The organism is Methanomicrobium antiquum (assembly GCF_029633915.1).
GTDB lineage: Archaea > Halobacteriota > Methanomicrobia > Methanomicrobiales > Methanomicrobiaceae > Methanomicrobium > Methanomicrobium antiquum.
The window spans coordinates 849492-869694 of record NZ_CP091092.1; the positions used below are offsets into that span (position 1 = coordinate 849492).

16 protein-coding genes are annotated in these 20203 nt (G+C 37.3%); 13 read left to right on the forward strand and 3 right to left on the reverse strand.

The window, feature by feature from the left end:
- Window positions 1–228: 228 nt before the first annotated feature.
- From carA to L1994_RS04215, 3 genes are all read left to right on the forward strand, one after another.
- The gene (gene carA / locus L1994_RS04205; protein ID WP_278100437.1) at window positions 229–1284 is read left to right on the forward strand and encodes a glutamine-hydrolyzing carbamoyl-phosphate synthase small subunit; all 1056 of its coding nucleotides are present in this window, start codon (window positions 229–231) and stop codon (window positions 1282–1284) included.
- The gene (carB, locus tag L1994_RS04210) at window positions 1285–4461 is read left to right on the forward strand and encodes a carbamoyl-phosphate synthase large subunit (RefSeq protein WP_278100438.1); all 3177 of its coding nucleotides are present in this window, start codon (window positions 1285–1287) and stop codon (window positions 4459–4461) included.
- 298 nt (window positions 4462–4759) lie between these two features.
- Window positions 4760–6055 (forward strand): outer membrane protein assembly factor BamB family protein, encoded by a 1296-nt coding sequence (locus L1994_RS04215; RefSeq protein WP_278100439.1) that lies wholly within the window; start codon window positions 4760–4762, stop codon window positions 6053–6055.
- On the opposite strand, the gene L1994_RS04220 is transcribed toward L1994_RS04215, so the two are convergent.
- The gene (locus L1994_RS04220; RefSeq protein WP_278100440.1) at window positions 6052–7668 is read right to left on the reverse strand and encodes a putative manganese-dependent inorganic diphosphatase; all 1617 of its coding nucleotides are present in this window, start codon (window positions 7666–7668) and stop codon (window positions 6052–6054) included. The two genes, L1994_RS04215 and L1994_RS04220, sit on opposite strands and share 4 nt — an antisense overlap.
- A gap of 394 nt (window positions 7669–8062) precedes the next feature.
- Window positions 8063–8599 (reverse strand): ferritin, encoded by a 537-nt coding sequence (locus tag L1994_RS04225; protein WP_278100441.1) that lies wholly within the window; start codon window positions 8597–8599, stop codon window positions 8063–8065.
- A 322-nt stretch (window positions 8600–8921) separates the two neighbouring features.
- Here L1994_RS04225 and hxlB point away from each other — a divergent pair, with 322 nt between their 5' ends.
- From hxlB to L1994_RS04275, 10 genes are all read left to right on the forward strand, one after another.
- Complete coding sequence (gene hxlB / locus L1994_RS04230; protein ID WP_278100442.1) at window positions 8922–9524, forward strand: 6-phospho-3-hexuloisomerase; 603 nt, start codon at window positions 8922–8924, stop codon at window positions 9522–9524.
- A complete protein-coding gene (locus tag L1994_RS04235; protein ID WP_422656653.1) occupies window positions 9508–10638 on the forward strand; it encodes a pyridoxal phosphate-dependent aminotransferase in 1131 nt (376 codons plus the stop codon). The genes hxlB and L1994_RS04235 overlap by 17 nt, the downstream gene beginning before the upstream one ends.
- A 9-nt stretch (window positions 10639–10647) precedes the next feature.
- Window positions 10648–11688 carry a M42 family metallopeptidase gene (locus L1994_RS04240; RefSeq protein ID WP_278100443.1) on the forward strand — a complete coding sequence of 347 codons (1041 nt, stop codon included), beginning with the start codon at window positions 10648–10650 and terminating at the stop codon, window positions 11686–11688.
- A gap of 154 nt (window positions 11689–11842) precedes the next feature.
- Window positions 11843–13450 carry a Na/Pi cotransporter family protein gene (locus tag L1994_RS04245; protein ID WP_278100444.1) on the forward strand — a complete coding sequence of 536 codons (1608 nt, stop codon included), beginning with the start codon at window positions 11843–11845 and terminating at the stop codon, window positions 13448–13450.
- A gap of 167 nt (window positions 13451–13617) precedes the next feature.
- Window positions 13618–14112 carry a hypothetical protein gene (locus tag L1994_RS04250; protein WP_278100445.1) on the forward strand — a complete coding sequence of 165 codons (495 nt, stop codon included), beginning with the start codon at window positions 13618–13620 and terminating at the stop codon, window positions 14110–14112.
- A gap of 125 nt (window positions 14113–14237) precedes the next feature.
- Window positions 14238–15428: an argininosuccinate synthase gene (locus tag L1994_RS04255; RefSeq protein WP_278100446.1), complete on the forward strand. Its 1191-nt coding sequence runs from the start codon at window positions 14238–14240 to the stop codon at window positions 15426–15428.
- 139 nt (window positions 15429–15567) lie between these two features.
- A complete protein-coding gene (locus L1994_RS04260) occupies window positions 15568–17058 on the forward strand; it encodes a methanogenesis marker 14 protein (RefSeq protein ID WP_278100447.1) in 1491 nt (496 codons plus the stop codon).
- Window positions 17059–17079: 21 nt separating this feature from the next.
- Window positions 17080–17322: a hypothetical protein gene (locus L1994_RS04265; protein ID WP_278100448.1), complete on the forward strand. Its 243-nt coding sequence runs from the start codon at window positions 17080–17082 to the stop codon at window positions 17320–17322.
- Between the two features lie 317 nt (window positions 17323–17639).
- Window positions 17640–18020 carry a roadblock/LC7 domain-containing protein gene (locus L1994_RS04270; RefSeq protein WP_278100449.1) on the forward strand — a complete coding sequence of 127 codons (381 nt, stop codon included), beginning with the start codon at window positions 17640–17642 and terminating at the stop codon, window positions 18018–18020.
- Window positions 18021–18638: a response regulator gene (locus L1994_RS04275; protein ID WP_278100450.1), complete on the forward strand. Its 618-nt coding sequence runs from the start codon at window positions 18021–18023 to the stop codon at window positions 18636–18638.
- A gap of 233 nt (window positions 18639–18871) precedes the next feature.
- On the opposite strand, the gene L1994_RS04280 is transcribed toward L1994_RS04275, so the two are convergent.
- Window positions 18872–20179, reverse strand: a complete 1308-nt coding sequence (locus L1994_RS04280) for an NCS2 family permease (RefSeq protein WP_278100451.1) — start codon at window positions 20177–20179, stop codon at window positions 18872–18874.
- Window positions 20180–20203 lie beyond the last annotated feature (24 nt).

A 20203-nucleotide genomic window follows, 5' to 3' on the forward strand; every position in this document is an offset into this window, starting at 1 on the left:
GTTAATATCTTATATTCTGCTTGTGAAGCCATCCGCTTCGCATAAAAAATAAGTTATAAGAAAATGCTTTTTTGCCCTTTTTTGTTATCTCTTTTACAGGGTTTGGAAATATTATCTGCTTAGATTACATTTTGAATGGATAGTATCTTCCGGCAAACTTTTAATAAATGTTTGGAAACAGAGAGAGGCATTAATAGTGATTACTTCTTAATAATAATGGTTATTTTAATGAAAGCAGTTCTGGGTCTAGAAAACGGTGAATATGTAATCGGAGAAGGATTTGGTGTAGAAAACTCCTGTTATGGAGAACTTGTGTTTACAACCCAGATGGGCGGCTATATGGAAGCACTCACTGATCCAAGTTATGCGGGTCAGATTTTGATGTTTACTTATCCTCTTATCGGAAATTACGGTGTTGACACACAAAATTTCCAAAGTCCTAAGATGAATGCCATGGGCTGTGTTGTCCGTGAAGTCTGTAAAAAACCCTCTTTTGGAAAATCTTTGCAATCTTTTTTTGAAGAAAACAATTTATCAGGTATCTCAGGTGTTGACACCCGAAAACTGACAATTGATACAAGAATTGCAGGAACACTGCGGGCCGCATTGATTACAGGCGATGATAACGGCGAATATGCTGTTGAATGTGCAAAAGCAATAAAACCAATATCTGAAATTGATCTTTTAAGTCAGGTTTCATGCAAAGAGCCCTTTAGAATACCTGGAAAAGGAAAACGAATTGCTGTCATTGATCTTGGAATCAAGAAAAACATTGCAGTTTCTCTAAGAAAACGTGGTGCAGATCTCTTTGTATATCCATATAATTCAAAACCATCAGATATTGAAGCATGTGAGCCGGAGGCTGTTTTTATTACAAATGGTCCGGGTGATCCTGCCCTGGCAACAGATGCAATTGAGTGTACAAAACATTTCATTGGACAAATTCCTGTTTTTGGAATTTGTATGGGAAACCAGATTATCGGAAGAGCATTTGGTGCAGAAACCTACAAAATGAAGTTCGGACACAGAGGATCAAACCAGCCTGTCCGTCATTCAGATGGCTCTATATACATAACAACTCAAAATCACGGCTTTGCTGTTGATGGAAATACTTTGCCTGAAGACTGCAGTATATCCTTTACAAACGTAAATGACGGTTCACTTGAAGGATTTGAATCGAAGGATTTGAATATATCGTGTGTTCAGTTCCATCCTGAAGCACATGGAGGGCCGCTTGACACCGAAATACCTATATTTGATACAATGTACAGGAGGATTCCCTAAATGCCGCTTAGAAAGGATATAAAAAAGGTAATAATTATTGGTTCGGGACCTATTCAGATAGGACAGGCCGCTGAGTTTGATTTTTCAGGGACACAGGCCTGCAAATCACTTCGTGAGGAAGGAATAGAGGTTGTATTGGTAAACTCCAATCCTGCAACCATTCAGACAGATCCTGACACTGCCGATATTATTTACATTGAACCTCTAAAAGCACCAATCATTGCCCAAATCATTGAAAAAGAAAAACCTGATGGCATATTAAGCGGCATGGGCGGGCAAACCGGTCTTAATATGACAGCAGAACTTGCTGAAATGGGGGTTCTTGAGGATGTTGAGATTCTTGGCACTCCTCTTGATGCAATATACAAAGGTGAAGACAGGGAAAAATTCAAGGATCTCATGAATGAAATAGGAGAACCTGTCCCAAGAAGCATGATCCTTCAGTCAATGAACCAGATTGATGAGGTTTACGACAAAGTCGGACTTCCGGCAATCATCCGTCCGGCATATACTCTCGGAGGCGCCGGAGGCGGTGTTGCACACAATCCTGAAGAGCTTAAAAGAATTGTTGAGATGGGGCTGCAACGCTCACGAATTCACCAGGTTTTAATTGAAGAGAGTGTAATCGGCTGGAAAGAGATAGAGTTTGAGGTGATGCGTGATTCTGCTGATACATGCATCATAATATGTGGAATGGAAAACGTTGATCCAATGGGCATTCACACCGGAGAGAGTGTTGTTGTCGCACCGATTCTTACTCTTCGCGATGACGAATTCCAGATGCTTCGGACATCAGCTATTAAAATAATACGTGCTCTTGGAGTTCAGGGCGGATGCAACATACAGATGGCATTCAAAGACGGAGATTACAGAATAATTGAAGTAAATCCGCGTGTATCGCGCTCGTCAGCTCTTGCATCAAAAGCAACAGGTTATCCGATTGCACGTGTTGCGGCAAAGATTGCTATCGGACTCAATCTTGATGAGATAACAAATACTGTTACCGGATGCACTCCTGCATCATTTGAACCTGCAATTGATTATGTTGTTGTTAAAATTCCACGCTGGCCTTTTGATAAATTCAAGAATGCTGACAGAACATTAACGACAGCCATGAAGAGCACCGGGGAAGTAATGGCTATTGGAAGGACTCTGGAAGAAGCATTCATGAAGGCACTCAGGTCTTTGGATACTGATGTTAATGTTCATACAACCAGAAAAGAAATTTCAATGATTCTTCAAAACCCGACTGATGAAAGATTTGACTGCCTTTTTGATGCATTCAGGCAGGATTTTACAGTTGAAGAGGTTTCAGCTCTGACAGATATTGATTCATTTTTCATTCAAAAAATAGCAAATATTGTGGAACTGGAGAAAAAGCTGAAAAACAAACCTTCAGAAGAGGATTTAAGACTTGCACACCACTATGGGTTAACATCTGTTGAAATTGCCGAATTGTCAGGTATTGATGAGAAATCAATAGAAAAACTAAATGGTCCGCCGTCATACAAGCTTGTTGACACCTGTGCGGCTGAATTTCCTGCAAAAACTCCATATTTTTACTCGTCATCAGATTCACACTGTGAGATAGAAAAAGACGGGAAGAAAAAAGTCTTAATAATTGGTTCCGGACCCATTAGGATTGGTCAGGGCATTGAATTTGATTACTGTACTGTCCATGCTGTTATGGCTCTTCGTGAACAGGGAATTGAGGTTCATATAGTAAACAACAATCCTGAGACTGTATCAACTGATTTTGATACTTCTGATCGGTTGTTTTTTGAACCTATGAAACTTGAGGATATAATAAATATTCTTAAAAAGGACGATTATGAAGGAATTATGGTTCAGTTTGGTGGCCAGAATTCTGTGAATCTTGCAGTTCCGATTGAGAAAAAAATAAAGGAGCTTGGACTTCAGACAAAAATACTTGGAACAACTCCATCTTCAATGGATATAGCAGAAGACAGAGATAAATTCAGCCAGCTTCTTGAAAAATTAAATATTCCTTCACCTGCAAACGGCTCGGCATACTCTGAAGCAGAAGCATTCAGGATTGCCAAAAAAATAGGCTACCCTCTTTTGGTTCGTCCGTCTTATGTTCTTGGCGGAAGGGCAATGGAGCTTGTTCATGACGACATTGAACTTAGAAATTACATAAAAGAGGCAGTCAGGGTAAGTAAAAAGCATCCTGTTCTTCTTGACAGATTCCTGCAAAACGCTGTCGAACTTGATGTGGATGCGGTATGTGATGGAGAAGATGTTCTTATTGGCGGAATTATGGAGCACATTGAAGAAGCAGGTGTTCACAGCGGAGATTCTGCCTGTGTAATTCCAACACAATCCCTTTCAGATGAAATACTTGATACAGTCAGAGATTACACTAAAAAGATTGCACTTGGACTTGGAGTCATTGGTCTTATTAACATTCAGTATGCAGTAAAAGACGGGATTTTGTATATCATCGAAGCAAATCCGCGTGCAAGCAGGACTGTTCCCTTTGTATCCAAGGCAACAGGAATTCCCCTTGCAAAGATAGCCGCACGTGTAATGTGTGGAAATTTGCTTAAGGATATGGACTACAAAGAGCGTCCTTTAAAGCATGTTGCTGTAAAAGAGGTACTGCTCCCCTTCAACAAACTTCCGGGTGTGGATACAGTCCTTGGGCCTGAGATGAAAAGTACTGGTGAAGTTATGGGTATAGACTATGACTTTGGAAGAGCATACTTTAAGGCCAGCACTTCAGCAGATAACCAGCTTCCACTGGAAGGAACTGTTTTTATCTCAATCGGAGATGAAAACAAATCTGAAATTGTTCCGGTAGCAAAAAAATTATGTGAACTCGGATTGTCACTCCTTGGCACAAGTGGCACAGTTGAATATCTTGAAGAACACGGCATTGAGGCAAAACTTGTAAGAAAAGTTCAGGAAGGTTCTCCAAATGTTATTGATATGATGAGAAGAGGAGAAGCAAGTCTTATCATAAACACCCCTTCCGGAAAGTATTCAAGACAGGATCATCTCCAGATAATGCGGGCCGCACTTGATTACGGAATTCCTTATATCACAACAATGCAGGCAGCAAGAGCTGCGGCAATGGCAATTGAGGCTATGAAAAACAAGGATATTACTCTTGAGCCTTTAAGCCATTATCACCAGTCAATTTTAAAAATATGAAAAATATAACAAATTAATGATTTTTTAATTTTTAATCAACCGGCAGGAAAGATTTTTCTTTTTTCAAAATATTTATGAAAAAGTTAAATTTCAGGCAATTTTTTATAAAACACATATTGTTATAAAACTCAGATTTCTATGAAAATTACTTCGTAATTTACAAGAAAGTGTTGCATGAAGTATAATTTCATGAACATTTTTATGCAAATCATATTTTTATGCAAATCAGAATATGATTATCATGCAAATTCATTTATCATAACCGGTAATGTATATACTAATCTGAAAGGAGTGTTCTATGATACCAGGTACTAATAATAAAAAAATTCTACTGATCGGAATTCTTGTTTTTTTTACTCTTTTAATTCCATCAGGAGTTCTTGCCGGAGATGACGCAACACTTCTCTGGAAGTTCACAAAAGTGACAAATTTTGCAGACACAAAAATATCTCCTGATGGGAATTATGTTCTGGCAGGAGGGACAAATGCTGTCTTGTATCTCCTTGATTCGAAAGGAAATCTTTTATGGGAAAAAAACCTTGATGGACCTGTAAGCGGCCTTTCAATATCCGATTCAGGCAAATATTCAGTTGTGGGAACAAAAAAAGGAACATTGTATCTTTTTGACTCAGGTGGAGAGATAATCTGGCAGAAATCTATGGGTCAGGTTGTATATGATGCGGCAATCTCATCAGGAGGCCTTTATATTGCCGCAGGGTCAAATGACGGATATCTTTACCTTTTCAAAAATGAGGGAGATCTTGTCTGGAAGCAAAAACTTGGAGGAGATATCTACTGTGTTTCAATAAACTCTGACGGGAAATATATTGCCGCCGGAAAAAAGCTTTTTACCATTTATCTCTACAATCTTGACGGAGAAAGACTTTGGACATACAAAACTGATGATCAGGTATTTGATATTGATATTTCACCTGACGGAAATACAGTTATTGCAGGGTGTGCAGATGGAAGAGTATGTGTTCTTAATAATTCAGGAGAAAGACTGTGGGGAACAAATCTTATGGTGTCTGTAAATAGTGTTTCATCCTCTTATTATGGTGCTTATCTATGTATAGGCTCAAACGATAATTATGCACGTCTTTATGGCAATAACAAAACTGAAATTTTAAAATATCCAACATTTGGGAATGTAAGAGGATTATCATTGTCTGATGATGGAATGCGGATGTCTGTTGCCTCAAATGACGGGAATATCTATTTTCTTGCACTTCCTGTAAATATACCCTCTACTCCCGAACCTCTGCCCTCATGTGTTGTAATGCCGCAAAATATCGGAAAACTCACTGTTAATTCAACTCCGGCTGGCGCCTTATTATATCTGGACAATGTATTTATTGGAAATGCACCTCAAAGAATTGAAAACGTAACCTTGGAAAATCACTGCCTTATGCTAAAACTGGATGGCTATATTGATTACATGAGCAATGTAATAATCTCAGATGAACAGGAAAAGACAATATCTGTTGTATTAACTCCCAAAACTTCACAAAATCAGACATATTTAAGTTTTATAACAATTATCTGTGCAATAATTTCTGTATTTTTGATTGTGCAGAAAAGAAAGAATAATTAATTATTTTTTAGAATCTGACCAAACCATGGAAGAAAATCGTTCTTCCTCGACATCATTCCTTCCATTCTTACAGGCTGTTTTTCTGCACCGCACTGGTTAAGAATTGATCCGTCAGCGTTAATATATATTTCACTTCCATTTTCAAAAACGCTTGTTAAAAGAACCGCGAATATGTCTGCTCTATTCTGTTTTTTCAATTCTTTTATAGAATTTATAATCTCTTCTTTATTTTCGGATGAAAAATCAAAAGTGGGTATCATAATCTGGGATATGAGAACTTTTCTGTTGAAGAGATTGTATTCTTTGATATCCCTCATTAAAAGCTCTTTTAAGTCCTGACCTTCTGTATCCATTCCTTTTTTGATTAATTCTGTTCCAAATTCATTATAATCAACACCGGCAATTTCTGAGAGATATTTAACAATTCTTTTATCTTTTTCTGTTGTTGTTGAAAGACGAAGTACAAGAGTATCTGATAAAATTCCGGCAAGTAAAATACCTGCAATTGGTGGCTCAGGGGTTATATTTTCTTCAAGGTATTTCCCTGCGATTATTGTGGAAGTTGAACCTACAGGTTCATTCAAAAAACTTATTGGTTTTAGTGTGGTTATTGCGCCAAGGCGGTGATGATCAATAATCTCCAAAATCTCAGCTGATTCAATTCCTTCAACTGCCTGTGCATATTCATTGTGATCGACAAGAATAACCTGTTTCTGGACATTTTCTAAGAATGTGTTTCTCGAAATCATTCCAAGGAATTTATGATTGTTGTCAACAACACAGGCCGTACGATATCTTGAGCTTGAAACAAGCTGTTTTGCGTATTCTATAGTGTCTTCTTTTGTGACTGTAGGAACATCTTTTGCCATAACCTGGCTTGCAGGAAGAGAAAGATTGATCATTTTTCCTACACCAAATGCATCGAGATTGGTAGAGATAAGAGCAATTTTCTTCTCTTGTGCGGCTTTTATCACTCTTTCTCCAACCGGTGCGCCGTCTGCGATTATTAATGCCGCAATTCCTGCTGAAATCAAAGAAAGCTGGGCAGGTTCATCATCTCCGACAATTGCAACATCATTATGTGTTAATTTTGAAAGAGTGACATGAAGTGCATCAATTGCTATATATACTTTACCTTCAAGAAGATCTTTTGATGGAACCAAAATTTTGGCACTAAGAATACGTGTTAATGTGTCAAGCTTTATTGTTGTCAGCAAAAGCTGTTCTATCTTCTGCCTGCGGACATATGCCTGTGCAAGTCCGTGTTCACTCATAAGGCCGGTCAGTTTTCCATCTTTATCAGTAACCGGTACGTTACGGACGTTATATTCATCCATCATCGAAATTATATCGATGGTTGGAACACTTTCTTCGGCACTGAATGTGTATGTAAAGGGCATATCTGAAATGTTTGGCTCAACTGTTTCGATATACTCCGGCATTTTTGCATTGAAATATTCCATTGCATACTGCGTTTCAGGATTTATCTCTCCACAATATGCAGGAATATAATTTTTCTCCTCTTTAATGTTCAAAAGATGAGCATAACCAATGGCACTGCATACAGAGTCGGTGTCCGGATTCTTATGACCTATTATATAGATTTTATTCATTTTTCACTCCGGGAGTTCCTTTGTTTTCTATAATAGTTACTTTGTAACTTACATGAAACAGTTAGCATGAAATGATAATTTCATGAACGTTTTTAAACAAAGAGGTAATGTTCTAAAAATCTTTGGATATCAAAGATATCTGTGGAATTAATTCAATTTTTTTCCTGGTTTTATTTTGATACTAATTTTTATTTTGGTACTAATAAATTTCTGTTTTAGGAAGCAATATAGTATTTGGACAATTTGAAAATACTTGTCTGGAAACTTTTAATTCTGTCAGGATGTTTTTTTAATAATGCATTTTTAGGATCAACTGCATAAAATCCTGTTAATAGAATCTTTTTTGTAAAAGAGAAAATTAAAATTTAAGAAATCAAAAATTTAGAAAATTAAGTTATTGTGATGCCGGAGGAGTTGTCGCAGTAAGAGGAGTATAAACTCTTGTTCCAAGTTCCTTATCAAGCATATACAAAATGCCTGCTCCCTTATCTTTGTCAATCATTTTTAACTTGTCAACAATATCTCCTGCATCTCCTTCTTCTTCTATCTGTTCATCGACAAACCACTGAAGCATATTGTTTGTTGCATGATCTTTCTCTTCTATTGCAAGATTTACAAGATCGTTAATTAATGATGTAACTTTTTGCTCATGTTCCAGAGATACTATGAAGGCATCAAGGGGAGATTCCCACTCTAATGGAGGTGCATCTATGGGCTGAAGCCTTACTCGTCCGCCTCTTGAAATTATGTACTGATAAAATTTCATGGCATGATCTTTTTCTTCCTGTGCCTGAATAAATTCCCAGTTTGCAAAACCCTTTAGTCCTTTTGATTCATACCATGCTGCCATTGAGAGATACAGATATGATGAATATAATTCCCAGCGTATCTGATCATTTAATGCGTTTTCCAATCTTTTATTTAATGCCAATGTATTCACCTCATATTTTTGTAGTATATTTCTAAAGGATTTTAAGGTATATAGAATTTATGACAAAAAACGGTTATATGCATATTTTATCTTGCACCTCTGCATAAGGGAAATAAAAAAAGCAAAATAATTTCTTGACAAAATCCAACCAAAATCGGAATAAAAATAAATAAAAGATAAAAAAAGATGAAATAAATTAAAAAAAACTGCTATTCTCTATAAATATTACTTAAAAGTAGAACTCAAAACCATAACTCAAAATTGTATCAATATCTCAAATGGGATAGTCTAATAGTTCAAAAAGATAATAATAAGTTCACTTATGTCTGAGTGTAAAACAGTCCAGGATATGGTTCGTCTGATGGCTTCAAAAATTGAAGAAATGGCGGATTCTCTTTCTGATGAGCAGGTACAGCGTTTCATAGATGAAATTCTCGGAGCAGAAAGAATCTATGTAATGGGTGCGGGAAGATCAGGGCTTGTAGCCAAAGCTTTTGCAATGAGGCTGATGCATCTTGGCCTTAAATCATATGTCATTGGAGAAACAATAACTCCTGCAATGAAAGAAGGCGATATTGTTGTTGCATTTTCCGGTTCAGGTGAGACAAAGACAATTGCCGAGCTTTGTGAGACTGCAAAATCTATTGGCGGAAGAATATGCCTGGTATCATCAAAAAAAGAATCAAGGATTGGAAAAATTGCTGATTCAGTGGTTGTTATTGAAAGTCACCGCGATGATGTCGAAGATGAATCTGCAGAGTATGAAATTCGTCAGATGATGGGTGAGCACAAATCATTTGCACCGCTAGGAACACTATTTGAAACAGGTTCAATGGTCTTTAGCGATTCTATAATCTCAGCACTCATGGAGATAATTGAGTGTGATGAGTGTGACCTTAAAGGGAGGCATGCAAACATCGAATAACGAGGGTATTATGGAAAAAAATGTATTTTCAAAGCGGGCGCAAACCGTTGAGATGTCCGGCATCAGAAAATTTTTTCAAAAAGCAAGGCCTGATTCAATAAATTTAGGTATAGGACAGCCGGATTTTCCAACTCCTGAACACATTAAAAATGCCGGGATAAAAGCAATTGAAAATAATCTTACCGGATATACATTCAATTCAGGTGTTCCAGAGCTTAGACATGCGCTGTCAGAGAAATTCAAGCGTGAAAACGGTCTTTTATACACAGAAGAACAGATAATTGTCACAGCAGGCGCAGGAGAAGCATTATTTATTGCAATGCAGTCACTTGTTGACAACGGGGATGTAGTCCTTTATCAGGACCCTGGTTTTGTGTCATACAAAGAATGTGCTGTTCTCTCCGGAGGAAAGCCTAAAGGAATATCGCTTGATGAAAATCTTCACATTGATGTTGAAAAATGCAAAAAAGATCTTGACAGTGCCAAAGTAATTGTCTTAAACACTCCCGGAAATCCAACCGGTGCAGTTGAGAGTGAAGAGACAATTAAAGCTGTTTCAGAATATGCAGAAGACGCAGGTGTTACAGTAATTTCTGATGAGGTTTATGAGCACTTCATTTATGAAAAAAAGCATTATTCAGCCGCAAATTATTCTGAAAATGTAATGACCATAAATGCCGCAAGCAAAACATTTTCAATGACAGGATGGAGACTTGGGTTTATTGCCGGTCCTGAAAGCTATATAGAACAGTGCTTAAAAGTGCACCAGTACTGCCAGACATGTGCTTCATCAGTCTCCCAGTATGCCGCACTTGCGGCATATACCGGAAGTATGGAATGCGTTTATGAGATGAAAGCCGAGTATGCAAAAAGACGTGAACTTTTATATAACGGACTAAAAGATCTTGGCTTTGATTTCCCAAAGCCTGACGGAGCATTTTACATGTTTGTTCCAATGGATAAACAGATGTTTGAAAAGATAATAGATGCAGGCGTTGTGGCAATACCAGGAGATGCATTTGGTGAAAATGCCAAAGATTATGCAAGATTCAGCTATGCGGCATCGCGTGAAAACATCAGTGAAGCATTAAAAAGAATGAAAAGCGTAATATGAGTGAGAATTATGGTAAAAGAATTATTAAAGAAACTATCTGACGCACATGGTCTTTCCAGCTATGAGGGAAATATAAGAGATATAATCAGAAGTGAGCTCAAAGACCACGTTGATAATATCTATGAAGACAAGATGGGCAACTTAATCGCCGAAAAAAAGGGCGGGGATTTTAAGTTTATGATAGCGTCCCACATGGACGAAATCGGCTTTATGGTTCAGTACATTGATGAAAATGGCTTCATCAAATTTGTCCCAATCGGCGGCTGGTTTACTCCTACCGCATATACACAAAGAGTAATTCTTCACGGAAAGAAAGGACCTGTTACAGGTGTCATTGGTGCAAAACCTCCTCATGTAATGTCACCTGAAGACAGAAAAAAAGAGCTTAAAATTGAGGATTTGTTTATTGATGTTGGCACCTGCAGTGAGGAAGAAACTCTTGCTCTTGGAATTGAGATAGGCACACCGGTTACTATCGATCGTGAATTAAAAGATCTTGCAAATGGCCGTGTCACAGGTAAAGCTCTTGACAACCGTGTCGGAGTTGCACTCCTGATTGAAGTTTTAAAGAATGTAAAATCCCCTCACACAATATATGGTGTTTTCACTGTTCAGGAAGAACTGGGGCTTAAAGGAGCGAAAGTCAGCGCATTTTCCTTAAATCCTGACTGTGCCATTGCAACGGATGTAACAATTCCGGGTGATCATCCGGGAATTACTAAAAAAGAGTCTTCTGTTGAGATGGGAAAAGGACCTGTTCTTGTTTTGGTCAGCGCTTCCGGAAGAGGCCTTATGGCTGACTGGAAAGTTTCAGACTGGCTTAGAAAAACAGGGGATAAAAATAAAATTCCATATCAGCTTGAAGTAGGAGAAGGCGGAAATACTGATGCAACAATCATTCATCTGGTAAGAGACGGCATTCCAAGCATTCCGTTTTCAATTGCGTCACGCTATATTCATTCCCCAGTTGAAGTAATCGATATGAAAGACATTGAAAACGGAATAAAGCTTCTTTTGGAAGCATTAAAAACAAAACCCAAATTTAAATAATAAACACATCTTTTTTGAACCCGATTCAGATAAAAAACCAATTTCAGGTGATAAAGCAAAATTTCTTTTTCTAAGAGTGCAGTTATATCCAGACAATTATAAATAGCGGCCGGATTCAAAATAATCTTGTTTCAATTGTTTTTGGTGGATGAATATGATCTCATGGGAACTTGTTTTTACAATAATACCGGGAATAATTCTTTTTCTTTATGGTATAGAACAGTTCTCAAAAGAGGTTCAGCTTTATGCAGGAGAATACTTTAGAGGTTTTATCCAGCGTCTTACAAGCACTCCTGTTAGAGGAACACTTGTTGGAACACTTGTAACTTCTGTAATTCAGTCAAGTATGGCTACTACTGTAATTACAGTCGGGCTTGTAAACAGAGGAATTATCTCATTTGTTGCATCTTTAGGCATCATATTTGGTGCAAATCTTGGAACTACCCTTACTTCACAATTAATAGCCCTGAATCTTACTTCATTTGCACCATTTTTTATCCTTGCAGGCTTTGTAATCAGTATTGCCGGCGGAAAATACAAAGTAATAGGACGACCTGTTTTTTATTTTGGACTTGTATTCTTTAGTCTGTCTCTTATTTCCGGAGTTATGACTCCTTACCAGAATGATCCACAGCTGACAGGATTTGTAACTGCAATGGATAATATATTCATCCAGATTTTGTTTGGAATGATAATAACAATAATATTTCAGTCCAGTTCTGTAACAACAGGTCTTGTGGTTGTTATGGCCCAAAATGGTCTGATCACCCCATCAATGGCTATACCTGTTCTTATGGGTGCAAATCTTGGAACACCTTCCACAACTCTTTTTGTTGCTTATAAAATGAATACATCTGCCAAAAGAGCGGCTATTGCTCATTTTCTCTTTAATTTCCTTGGAGTTTTGATGTTTCTCCCGTTTTTGGGGCCATTTACATCAATAATCGAGTCTCTTGGTGGGAATCCGGGACAGCAGGTTGCAAATGCACATCTGATTTTTAATCTAATCTGCTGTGTTGTCTTTTTACTTGCAATAAAGCCTTTTGAAAAATTAGTTATAAGGCTTGTTCCGGGAAGAGAAGATGATATTGTATTTCAGACCCGGTATCTTAAGAGACCTCTTCCGGAAAAAACAGAGGATTCCTTTAAGGCGCTTGAACTTGAAACAGTTCATCTTTTTGAACAGTCTGAGAAACTGCTTTTTGAAATTGAGCCTTTATTAGAAGATCCAAAAAAATATTCTTCAATAGTTAATCAGTTAAAAGAATATGCAAATTATCTTGATGATGAGATAAGTGATGCATCTTTGGAGCTTTCTGACAGAAATCTTGAGCCAAACGAAGTTGCCTATCTTGCAGGACTTGACAGAATATCAAAATTAGGAGAGATTCTTGCTTTTCAGACCTGGGAGCTTGTTGAGATAATTCATCAGATTCAGGAGAAAAATATTTTGCTTGCACCTAAGTCAAAAGAGGCTATTATTAACTCTCTTGTTCCATGCAAAATGAATTTAAGATCGCTTGTTGAGTCTTTTCCGGTTATTCCGGAATCTGTTAATGAATCAATGAGAGAAAGAGACAATATTTTGCGTGATATAATTACACTACAGTACAGGCAGTATCTAAAGAGATTTATCTCAAGAAAAAGTTCTGCCGGAAGTGCATTTTCACGTGCTTTATTTCAGCTTGAAGGGATGTCCGCAACAATACGTGAGATTAGAAAATCTACTAAAATTCTGGATGAAAACAGAAGCGGGCGGTAATTAAAGCTGAATGATATTTTATATCTGAATAATATTTCAGATGTTTTTGCTTTTGTTTTTATTTCATTCACCTGAATTTATCTAAGCAATTATTGCAGGATGGAATTGGATAAATTTTCTATGTAATTCAAAAGAATCAAATATAAAGTAAAATAATAAGGATTACCATGAGAAAATTATTTTTGGTATCACTGGTTATTCTGGCCGGAGCACTTTTGTTTACTGCAGGATGTCTTGATACAGACAGTACAAAAGTAGAACAGACCCCTGGTGCGACAGCAACTCCTGCACCTACAGCATTTACAGAACAGCCAACCGAAGCCTCCTTACTTGTTCCGGGACCAACACAGCAAGCACCTTCCAGAAACCAGGTTGATGTGCAGGTGGATAAGGATATTGTGTATGGAGATGTTACTGCAACATTCAGAGGCGGACTTGGACAGAATTTTGTATCAGACATTACTGTTGATTTCTACAACGCCAATGGCGGGCATGAATCCAAAAAGTTAGACTTTAGCAAAATCGGAAACAATGTTGAGTTTAAGGGAAACAAGGATAAAAGGGACAGAGTAAAAGTTACTGTTGTTTATGCCGGAAGTATTGGAACATATGTCATCTTCGATGAGCTTATTCCGGAAAAACTACCACAACAGCTTAGTTAAACCAGAATGATGGTTTGATAAAAATTATCTTTTTTTTATTGTGCAACAGGGTTAAATTATTTTAAGATACAATTATAAAAGCATATTTTGTAATTAAATTACTATAAATTTAAGGAGTATCATTTATGGGAAAAGGAAAAGTTGTTCTTGCTTTCTCCGGCGGTCTTGACACATCAGTGTGTGTACCGCTTTTAAAGGAGCACTATGGATTTGATGAAGTAATCACAGTTGCAGTCGATGTTGGCCAGCCGAAAGAAGATATTGATAAGGCAACTGAAAAGGGCAAAAAAATTGCTGATAAACATTATACTATTGATATAAAAGACAGATTTGTAGAAGAGCAGCTTTTTCCTTCTATTAAGGCAAACGGCTCATATGAAGGCTATCCTATGGGCACAGCCCTTGCCCGTCCTTTAATAGCTGAAGAAATTGTTAAAATCACTAAAAAGGAAGGAGCAAAGACTGTTGCACACGGATGCACCGGCAAGGGAAATGATCAGTTAAGATTTGATTTTGTATTTAGAAAAGCAGGTCTTGAAATAATTGCTCCTATGCGTGAGATGAATCTGACACGTGAATGGGAGATGGATTATGCCGAAAAACATGGTGTCGCAGTAGGTGTTGCCAAAGAAAAACCCTATTCTGTTGATGAGAACTGCTGGAGCAGAAGCATTGAAGGTGGAGTTTTGGAAGATCCGTCTGTTCATCCCTCGAATGATATTTATGGCTGGACTGTTTCTGCAAAAGAAGCACCGGATACACCTGAAGAGATTCAGATAGGATTTGAGAAGGGTGTGCCTGTCTCTATAAATGGCAAAACGATGAAAGGTCTGGATTTAATCGTTTTGCTAAATCAGATAGCCGGAAGAAACGGTGTGGGCAGAAATGACATGATTGAGGACAGAATTCTGGGTCTTAAGGCGCGTGAAATCTATGAACACCCTGCTGCAACAGTTCTTTTGAAGGCTCACGCAGATCTGGAAAGACTTATATTAAGCCGTCAGGAGCTTGGATTTAAAGCAATTGTTGATGATAAATGGTCTGAACTTGGATATATGGGTCTTATTGATGAGCCTTTGTTTGCCGCTGTTACTGCTTTTATAAACAAAACACAGGAGAGAGTTACAGGAACAGTTGATCTCGTTTTGTACAAAGGATGTGTAACAGTTGCGGGACGCTCTTCTCCAAATGCTTTGTATTCTGACGATCTTGTATCGTTTGAGAGCAAAACAATTGATCAGAATGATGCTGTCGGATTTTCAGCATATTATGGTTTCCAGGCAAGAATGAAAGAGCTTATTGCAAATAAAAAGTGATTCATCCTGAATTTAAACTGAAACCTGAATTTATTTTTTACAATTTTTTCATGCTTTTTTTTGTCTTTACACTGTATTTTAAAATGAACTGATTCGAAAAGAAAGGTTTAATCATAAAAAAAATAGTATTGTCTATTGTATGTGTGCTTTTTTTAGTTTTAAGAAAAAGATGCCAAATATCGTAGAGAGTCCGCCGCCTCCGGTGGTTGGACAGGGTGCCGGTATGAGGTTTCCTGAATATAAATCAAAACCTTATTTTATTGTAGCTTCTGTTGAAATGGGAAATACTACTACTAAATGTATTTTAACCGGAACAAATCTGGAAACAGGCAGAACTTATATAATCAATAAGACTGTCATGATGAGCAGGGATGTCCGGCCACCAAAACCTGGTGAGTCTGTCTTTGGTGAGACGCTTGTTGGAACAGCAATAACAAGAGAGTCTGTAACAGAGCTTGTAAGAGACACTCTGATTAAATGTCACAAGGATGTTGATCTGTCAATTAAAGATGATCTTGATTTTGTTGTAAGGAGTACAGGAGTTGTTGCGGCAATGGACTCTCCTGATCAGGTCGGCGATTTTGTAATTGCACTTGCAAACGGATGTCTCGAAGCCGGAGTTCCTCCAAAGAAGATGACTCCCCCGATGGGCATTGATAATCTATCCAAAAAACTTAGAGAATATAGTTTTGCCGACAAACTCACCTTTTGTGGAACTGTTGCAGGAGTGTCTCCTCCGATTGGATCATCTGGTGTTGAGATGGTTGCCAATGAAATGGAGGGCGAACTTGCAATGGCAGGTATTAAAGAGGGTGCAAAATGGACAAATGTCGATTTCAGAAATCCCTGTCTTTCTATTGACTTTGGAACAACTCTTGATGGTCGAATAACAAGTGATGTTTCACCGGATGACGAGTGGCCTTTTGCAAAGACTATTGGAAATTTCTGCGGACTTGCGGGTGCAATACCTGATGCACTTGTCAGAGGTACCGGTAAAGTCAGGGATAATACAGGAACAGCTCTTGATCTTTTTGGGGATAAAAGTCTAAGAAGCAATCTTTCCAAGAAAAAAACAAAAATTGTAAAGGAATATGAAGATCAGATTCATGATTTAATTGATATAAGAATTGTTCCTCCTGAAAGAGACAGATTTGGAAGAGTGCCTGTTTTTGCTGATATTGCCAAAAAGTCAGGCATCGCTATGATTGGGTGTGATGCCGGTGTGAATTTCGATGCATCGGATGACTTAAAGGCAATTGGCTCTAAAATATATACAGAGCATGGCGTAAGTGTCTTAAATGACGTAATTGACCATGTATGTTCAGGAATTGCCCTTAGACTTGTTGACGTTGCCGCTGAACAAAAACTTGTTCCGCCGAACTCTTCAATAGGATTTACAGGACGTGCCGCAATCTCCGGAAGAAAGCCTGATTATATAATGGAAGGAATTGAGGAGAGGGGCTTTTATGATAAGCCTTATGAGCATGTTCTTTTCGTAGATGACGGGCTTGCAAGAGGTGCGGCTTTAATGGGAAGATGTATGTGTTCGCTTGGAAAGCCAAAAGAGCCTATTGGGGGAGTAAGGGGCGGTCCGTGCATTATGTCACGGCGTATAAAGATTGGAAAATAAGCAGTTTAGGAGATTTGAATTATGGAAAACAGTGGCGAGAAATTATATGATGTTATAGTACCACCTGGTGTTCCCAGAAAAATAATTATTGATGTTTCTGAGAAGTTCCAGGTAGAAATAATCGACAGGCCAAGAAAGATGAAATTTGCAAACATGGATGGTGATGTAAGAAATCTGATTGCGTTCAGATGCGATGCAGATACTGCACAAAAAGTCCATGAATATCTTTTTTCTGAATTGAAGAAATTCGTTGAAGAAGAATAATTTAAAAAAATATTTTTCATATCATAATCACATGCTAAAGTGATGTTTTTTTAACGATTTGCTTTGATTATTTTTTATTTTAAAACGATATTTATTCTGACACTCAGGTTTTAAAAAGGTGTTTTTATTTTTATTTCATATTTATTTTTTTCAGTTCTGACCTGATGGGGGGGATTAACACTATATTGGTTAACTCCTAAGTGTATTTTTAGGTAATAACCATATGAACTCATGATGAAATAACAATTAAGTTTTATAATATTATATGTAATGAGAAACATAAGAATAGCAATTGATTAGAGTGAGGAAGTTTGCAGATGGGTGAAAGAGACACTTCAAAGAATAAAATAAATGGGTTTGTCTCAAGAATAATGGCGATGGATGGTATAATGGCTTGTGCAATAGTTTCTACCGAAGGACAAATTCTGGGCAAATCAGACAGTGATCTTTCTCCCTCTCCATTTCTTGGAATAACCGGTGCAACTATGTATGCATCTGCAGAAGCTACCTGCAGTACGTTTCACATAAGTGCTCCTGACTCAATTATAATGGAAACTAAAAACAAAGACGGCATGATACTTGTAAAAAGTGCAGGCCGAAAAAACTTAATCGTCATAATTATTAATAAAACAGACAATATATCTAAAATTAAAGATGATATATCCGATATTTCCGATAAATTGGTGGAGGAATTATAAATGTACAGTATTCTGGTAGTTGATGACAGCCCGATGATTGTAGACGTTTTTGTTGCAATGCTTGAAAGAGGCGGTTATGAACCTGCTGCCTGTTATAGCGGGCCTGAATGTCTTGAAAAATTAAAAGAAATGACTCCTGATCTTATCCTCCTCGATATCATGATGGAGCCAATGGATGGCTGGGAAACTCTTGAGAATATTAAATCAAATCCCAACACAAAAAATATACCCGTGATGATGCTTACTGCAAAGCAGTTAACCCCTGAGGAAGCACAGGAATATGGGGCATATATTGAAGACTATGTGATGAAACCAACAACACACCGTCAGTTATATGATGCAATTGAATATATTTTAAAGCGCAGGGAAAATATAACTGAAGATGTTGAAGATGCCAAAAACGCAGGGATAGAGGATCAGATTGTAGAAGAATATGAAAGACTCAGTAAAAGTGTTGATGTCTCAAAAAGATTATTCAGAATTCTTGAATCAACATACAATCTAAACGATGATGAGGTCAAAATTGGTGAGAACATCGCTCAGGCAATAAAAAGCATGCAGATGAGTATTAGACTCCAGGAAGAAAGGCTTGATCAGATAAAAAAGTCATTTAAATAACAAATTTTTTAAAAATCTCAATAATTAAGATAATTTGAATAAATTCTTTTTTTAAAAAATATTTATGATACAAATATTTCTGCAACTTTTCATACAACTTTCCGTGTAAATTTTAATTCAAATAAAATGTTAATTTCATGTGATTATTTAGTAATAATAACCATATATTCTGCTTAAATGAACTTTTTAAAGAATCTGAAAAGATGAATTACTAAAATTTTTCATCTTATTTTTTAATATGGATAAAATATAAAAAACAAAAGGCACAATGCAAACAAAAACCAGGTTCCTTTATTTATCTCCTTTGTTTTTCCTGAAATTATCTTAAACATCGGATAAAGGACAAAACCACTACAAAGACCAACACCGATATTGTATGTAAAGCTCATGAGAATAATAACTGCAAGTGCAGGAAAAATCTCAGAATATTCTGTAAAATTCATATTTTTTATAGGCTGCATCATTAAAAGCCCGACCATTATCATTGCAGACCCGGTAGCCGCTGCAGGAATAACTGATAAAAGCGGATAAAAAAACAGACCCAAAGCGAATAAAACTGCTACAACAACGGCACAAAGTCCTGTCCTTCCGCCTGCCATAACACCTGTTGCAGACTCCATAAAAGCACCACTTGTTGTTGTTCCAAATATTGGCGCAATTATGTTTGAGATGGCATCTGCCAAAAAAGGTTTTTCAATATCAGGCAGATTTCCGTCTTTATCCAAAAATCCTGCCCTGGCTGAAACACCAATAAGACCTGCCATGGTGTCAAGAAAAGACATTGTAAAAATTGTTAAAACAACTGCAAAAAATCCCCACGAAAATGCACCAATAATGTCCAGCTGAAATAACAGCGGGCTGATATCGGGCGGCATACTAATAATTGCTTCAGGGGATGGAACAATACCAAAGATAAATCCAATCGCTGATGTGGCAATAATTCCAATCAGAATTGCTCCTTTTATCTTTCTGATTGTTAATGCGGCGATTATAATAAATCCGAGAATTGCCAGAATTACTTCAGGGCTGTTTAATGAACCTACATGGACAGGAGCACTTTCTGTTCCAATTGTAACAATTTTGGAGTTTACAAGACCTACAAATACCATGAAAAGGCCAATTCCAACAGCAAAACTATATTTTAAGTTTTCAGGAATTGCTTCACACATCACCCTCCTGCCGCCGATGACAGTAAGAATTACTAACAATATTCCACTGATAAAAACTGCTCCAAGCGCTGTTTGCCAGGGATATCCCAAAACTCCACATACTGTATATGCGATAAATGCATTTTCACCCATGTAAGGAGCTATTGCAAAAGGTCTGTTTGCATAAAAACCCATTATCAGTGTGCCAAAAATTGCTGTAACAATAGTTGCAACCATTGAAGGGCCAAATGGAATTCCTGCGGCAATAAGAATTGCCGGATTTACAACAATTATGTATGCCATAGTCATAAATGTGACTATGCCTGCGTTTATTTCCAGTTTTAGAGTTGTATTGTATTTTTTTAAACCAAATAGTTTTTCAAGAAAAAGCAAATTCAATCCTCTGCAAAATAAATT